The 5,321-nt window shown below is 63.6% G+C and carries 6 protein-coding genes; 4 read left to right on the top strand and 2 right to left on the bottom strand.

Annotation, left to right across the window (positions count from 1 at the left end; genetic code table 11):
- Nucleotides 1–725 (bottom strand): aldo/keto reductase (locus AC1DX0_RS30575; RefSeq protein WP_477358160.1); only part of this gene is annotated, 725 nt, incomplete at its 3' end.
- A 62-nt stretch (nt 726–787) separates the two neighbouring features.
- The gene (locus tag AC1DX0_RS30570) at nt 788–2,293 is read right to left on the bottom strand and encodes a UxaA family hydrolase (RefSeq protein WP_477220209.1); all 1,506 of its coding nucleotides are present in this window, start codon (nt 2,291–2,293) and stop codon (nt 788–790) included.
- Between the two features lie 253 nt (nt 2,294–2,546).
- Between AC1DX0_RS30570 and AC1DX0_RS30565 the strand changes: the two genes are divergently transcribed.
- From AC1DX0_RS30565 to AC1DX0_RS30550, 4 genes are all read left to right on the top strand, one after another.
- Nucleotides 2,547–3,449 carry a GntR family transcriptional regulator gene (locus AC1DX0_RS30565; RefSeq protein WP_477220208.1) on the top strand — a complete coding sequence of 301 codons (903 nt, stop codon included), beginning with the start codon at nt 2,547–2,549 and terminating at the stop codon, nt 3,447–3,449.
- Between the two features lie 118 nt (nt 3,450–3,567).
- Nucleotides 3,568–3,924 carry a DUF2946 family protein gene (locus AC1DX0_RS30560; RefSeq protein WP_477220207.1) on the top strand — a complete coding sequence of 119 codons (357 nt, stop codon included), beginning with the start codon at nt 3,568–3,570 and terminating at the stop codon, nt 3,922–3,924.
- 97 nt (nt 3,925–4,021) lie between these two features.
- Nucleotides 4,022–4,564: a copper chaperone PCu(A)C gene (locus AC1DX0_RS30555; RefSeq protein ID WP_477220206.1), complete on the top strand. Its 543-nt coding sequence runs from the start codon at nt 4,022–4,024 to the stop codon at nt 4,562–4,564.
- Between the two features lie 39 nt (nt 4,565–4,603).
- Nucleotides 4,604–5,122 (top strand): YcnI family copper-binding membrane protein, encoded by a 519-nt coding sequence (locus AC1DX0_RS30550; RefSeq protein WP_477358158.1) that lies wholly within the window; start codon nt 4,604–4,606, stop codon nt 5,120–5,122.
- Nucleotides 5,123–5,321 lie beyond the last annotated feature (199 nt).

Raw genomic sequence — 5,321 nt, 5'->3', positions numbered from 1 at the left:
CCGGTCGCCAATATGCCGGAGTTGAACACGCCGCCGATGACCAGCGATGTCTGTTGCGCCCGGCACAGTGGCAGCAGTTCGGCTTCCGCGCTGCGGTCGAGCAAGGAATAGCGGCTGGCGAGCAGGATGCAGTCGAGCGGCGCCCGGCGCATCACGTCAAGGCAGATCTGGACTTCGTTGACGCCGAGCCCGTAGGCGGAAATCGTGCCGGAACGCTTCAACTCGTCGAGCGCCTTCAGGCCACCGTCCATCAACTGGCGAAAGTGCAGCTTGGTCTTCTCAACGCCATGCGTGTAAGCGCCGATGTCGTGGACATAGAGGATGTCGATCTTGTTCAGGCCAAGCCGTGCATAGCTGAAGTCGACCGACCGCATGATGCCGTCATAGGAATAGTCGTAGTCGAGCGCGAAGGGCAGCGGATCGACATAGGAGTGRTCGGGSACYTGGTCTTCGGGTACGGGGTGAAACAGGCGGCCGACCTTGGTCGACAGCACATAGGAATCGCGCGGCTTGTAGCGCAGGAAATCGCCGAAGCGTCGTTCCGACAGGCCGAAACCGTAGAACGGCGCGGTGTCGAAATAGCGCAAGCCCGCCTCCCAGGCGCCTTGCAGCGTCTCCATCGCCGCCTCGCGCGAACAGGCGCGGTAGAGGCCGCCGATCGCAGCGCCACCGAAGCTGACCTCGGTGACCTCGAGCGCCGTCTGGCCGATGCGGCGTTTTTCCATGCAAAGCCTCCCCGTTGCCGGCCGTTGCCCGGCCCGGCCATTCTACCACATATCAGCTAAATCTAGAGCGTCGCGCCGAGATGCCAGGGCACGAACTCGTTGTCGCCGTAGCCAAAATCCTCGCTCTTGGTCTTGCGGCCTGAAGCCGTCTCGACGATCAGTTCGAAGATTTCGCGGCCCATGCCGGCGATGGTCTTTTCACCCGAGGCGATGACGCCGCAATTGACGTCCATGTCCTCTTCCATCTGGTGATACATGGTCGAGTTGGTGGCGACCTTGATCGACGGTGTCGGCCGGCAGCCGAAGCAGGAACCGCGGCCGGTGGTGAAGACGATGACATTGGCGCCGCCCGCGACCTGGCCGGTGGCCGAGACCGGGTCGTAGCCGGGCGTGTCCATGAACACCAATCCGTTGCCGGTGACCTTCTCGGCATAGCCGAAGACGCCGTTGAGCGGCGTCTGGCCGCCCTTGGCAACCGCGCCCAGCGACTTCTCCAGGATGGTGGTGAGGCCGCCGCGCTTGTTGCCCGGCGAGGGGTTGTTGTCGATCGAGGCGCCATGCTTGGCGACGTGATCTTCCCACCACTTCACATAGCCATCGAGCTTCTTGGCGATCTCGGGCGTCGCGGCGCGATAGGCGAGCAGATGCTCGGCGCCGTAGATTTCCGTCGTCTCGGACAGGATGCCGATGCCGCCGACGCCGGCCAGGATATCGACAGCCGCACCCAGTGCCGGATTGGCGGTGATGCCCGACATGCCGTCGGAGCCGCCGCATTGCAGGCCGACGACGATCTCGCTGACCGGGATCGGCTCACGCTTCAACTGACCGACTTCCTCGGCGATCTCGGCCAGCACCAACATCGCTTTTTCCACCGATTTGCGCGACCCGCCGGCGTCCTGGATGTTGAAATGGCGCTTGCCGGCGGAGACGCCCTTCTGGCCGTAAAGGGTGAGCTGGTTGACCTCGCAGCCGAGGCCGACCATCAGCACTCCGCCGAAATTCGGGTGCCGCGCATAGCCGGCTAATGTGCGGTGCAGCACCATCATGCCGTCGCCGGTGCCGCTCATGCCGCAGCCTTGGCCGTGGACGATCGGCACGAAGCCGTCGATGCCGGGATATTTCGGCAGCAAGGTCCGGTTGGCGGTGTCGGCGATGGAATGGCAGACAGTGGCGGAGCAATTGACGCTGGCGAGGATGCCGATGAAGTTGCGCGTGCCGGCGCGGCCATCGGCGCGGCGATAGCCCATGAAGGTGCGGGCGCGGTCGGCCTCGGTTGCGTGCTCTGCCTCGCTCGGCGGCACCACCGGCAGGCGGCCGGCCTCGAACACCAGATTGTGCGAATGGACATGCTCGCCCGCCGCAATGTCCTGCGTGGCGCGGCCGATCGCCTGGGCGTATTTGACGACGGCTTCACCGGCGGCAATCGGTTTGATCGCCACCTTGTGGCCGGGTTCGATGACCGCGGAGGCAAGCGCGCCGCCTGGCAGAGCGGTGCCGATCTCGATGCGGCCATTGGCAACGGCGACATTGTCGGCGGGGGACAGAAGAATGGTGTTGGAGACGTTCACGGGCGGTTTCCTGGGTGATCCTGGGATGCGCGGATTGACACGCGCCTGTTAAGAGTTAATGTCTTTTATCGTGAAAAAACAGTTTTGCGTCAATTGTTTTTTCGCAGGCGTTCCGCATGCCTCTGGCTGGTGGTGGCGCTGCAAACAACGGACCGGACCCCAGCGAAAGCGATTCCTGCTTTTCAGGGTCATGGGAACGTCATATTGCGCTTCAAGCCGGCCGCCGCAAGCGCCAGTGTGAATGGGGCAGGGGATGTCGAAGAGCAACAACGTCTACAAGGACGCCTACAACAGGTGCCTCAGGCTGCTCGACGAAACGCGCAGCCTGCCGTCGGAACCGGAACTGGGCACGCTGCTCGGTGTCAGCCGCACCACTGTGCGCAGCATCCTGACGCGCATGGAAGAAACCGGTCTGATCGCCTGGAACAAGCGCGCCAAGACGGTGCTGCGCGACCCGCGTCCCGACGACTTCTTCCCCGAGGAAGAGACCGACACCCTGGCCGAGATCATCGAGCGTTCGTTCATGCGCCGGCTGCTCGCCGGCGGCGCCGAGGCCGGCATGCAGATCAATGAGCTCGAACTGGCGCGCGAGATCGGCGTCGGCACMACCAGCGTACGTGAGTTCCTGATCCGCTTCTCGCGTTTCGGCCTGATCGAGAAGCGCCGCAACAGCCATTGGGTGCTGAAGGGCTTTACCCGGGCCTTCGCGCTAGAGCTGACCGAAATCCGCGAGATGTTCGAAATACGCTCGGCGGCTGCCTTCGCGGCTCTGCCGCAGGACAGTCCGGTCTGGACCGACCTCGACCGCCTGGAGGACGAACATCGCCAGCTGGCACGCGAGATCGCCACGCGCTTCAACGCGTTTTCCGAGCTGGACGAACGCTTCCACCGGCTTATCCACCGTGCGTCGCGCAACCGTTTCATCGTCGATTTCTACGACGTCATCGCCATGATCTTCCATTACCACTAYCAGTGGAACAAGGCGCAGGAGCGCGAGCGCAACGAAGTGGCGGTCGGAGAGCATCTTGCCTATATCGAGGCGCTCAAATCGCGCGACCTCGGCAAGGTCGACGCCGCCTGCCGCAAGCACCTGAAGTCGGCAAGGCAGACATTGCTGACCTCGATCCCAGAAAGCCGGCCCTCGCTAAAGTCCTGAGCCGCGTTGCCGCAGCATCGAATTGCCGATTTTCCACTCGCCGGTCGCGTGATAGATATCCTTCCAGAAATTGCTTGAAGAGGCAGATGGCTTGAATAGCCGGGGGAGACGCTGGAGCATGCCGGTCGCGCTTGTCGCGGCCTACCTGCTGCTGCTCCAGTCGACGCTCGGCGCGTTCGCCTTCGGCACTGGCCCGAATGCCGCGCAGCTCGACGCTTTCGGCAACGTTATCTGTAGCCGCGATGGCGCCACCCAGCTCCCTGGTGGTGACCAGCACCCGTCGCACCTGCCGGCCTGCTGCACGCTTGGCTGCAGCATGTTCTCATCGGCCTTTGCGCCGCCGCCCGATGCCGGGCTGGCCCTGGGCAGCCTTTCCTTCGAAACGGTCGCCTTCGTCTTTCCGGCGAGCATTCATCTCGACTTCGCGCGCGAACGCTCGCCGTCGAACCCGCGCGCGCCGCCGCTGGCAGCCTGAGCTGCTTGCCCGGCGGAACCTTTCGCGGGCGCACCCATCCAAGGATCAAAACTGCTCGCGACCGGCAACGGCGCGATCATCACTTCATGGAGCAACCATGTCCCATTTTTCCCCTATAGCGGCGGGCACTCTGTTCAGTCGCATTCTGTCTCGTTTCCAGGAGCATCTCGGCGCTGCCGCGCTGGCGTTTGCGATCATGCTCGTCGGCGCCCAGTCTGTCCTGGCGCATGAGTTCAAGGTCGGCGATCTCGAGATCGAGCATCCCTGGTCGCGCGCCACACCGGCCGGCGCCAAGGTGGCCGGCGGCTATTTCACCATCGTCAACAAGGGCAGCGCGCCGGACCGGCTGCTGTCGATCTCCTCTGATGTCTCCGAAAAGGCCGAGCTGCATGAGATGGGTATCAAGGACGGCGTCATGACCATGCGGCCGGTTTCCGGCGGCCTGGAAGTCCCGGCGGGCGGCAAGGTGGCGCTGGCGCCTGGCGGCTATCATTTGATGTTCGTCGGCCTGAAGCGGCAACCCAAGCAAGGCGAGAAATTCGCCGCSACGCTGACCTTCGAGAAGGCCGGCACGGTCAATATCGAGTTTGCCGTCGAAGGCATGGGCGAGATGGGCGGCATGGACGACCACGCCAATTGATCGCGCCGATCCGCAAATTTTGAAATCAGAGGGACCACCATGAACAAGTATCTTTTGTCGGCCGGCGCGATTCTGGCGCTGGGAACAAATGCCGCCTTCGCGCACATCACGCTCGAAACCCAGGAAGCGGCGGTCGGCTCGACTTACAAGGCCGTGCTGCGCGTGCCGCATGGCTGCGACGGCAAGGCGACGACCGCCGTGCGCGTGCAGATTCCGGAAGGGGTGATCGCGGTGAAGCCGATGCCCAAGCCSGGCTGGACGCTGCAGACCAAGAAGGGCAARTAYGACAAATCCTACCAGCTYTAYGGYCAGGCGGTGACSGAYGGCGTCAAGGARGTCGACTGGAGCGGCGGCARYCTGCCGGAYGAATTCTAYGACGAGTTYGTCTTCCGCGSSACGCTGRCGGCGGATCTGCCCGTCGGCCAGAAACTCTACTTCCCGGTGGTGCAGGAATGCGATGGCGCCGCCGACCGCTGGATCGAAATCCCCGCGGCAGGGCAGGATGAAGACGCGTTGGAGAACCCAGCGCCCGGCATCAAGCTCACGCCGAAGAAGTAATTTTCTCGCGGCGCGCTCTGCTCGTTAGGGCGCGCCGCATCCCAAGGCATGCCATGAGCGCAATATCTTCCCTGTGTATGGTCGGTACGACCGGCAAGCCCCTCGGCCGCATTGCCGGCGGGCTGCTGGCCCTGATCATGCTGTGCATCGTGATGGCCTCGACAAACCAGGCCTTTGCCCATGCCGCACTGATCAAGAC

The sequence above is a fragment of the Mesorhizobium sp. P3_A9 genome (assembly GCF_056402975.1).
The sequence above is the reverse complement of the archived record's forward strand: the minus strand, read 5'-3'. Positions and strand labels throughout refer to the sequence as shown.

What these genes read in the sequence shown, in the direction of transcription:
- AC1DX0_RS30560 (WP_477220207.1), top strand. Translation starts at nt 3,568, where the DNA reads ATGCCGGTCGCGCTTGTCGCGGCCTACCTGCTGCTGCTCCAGTCGACG.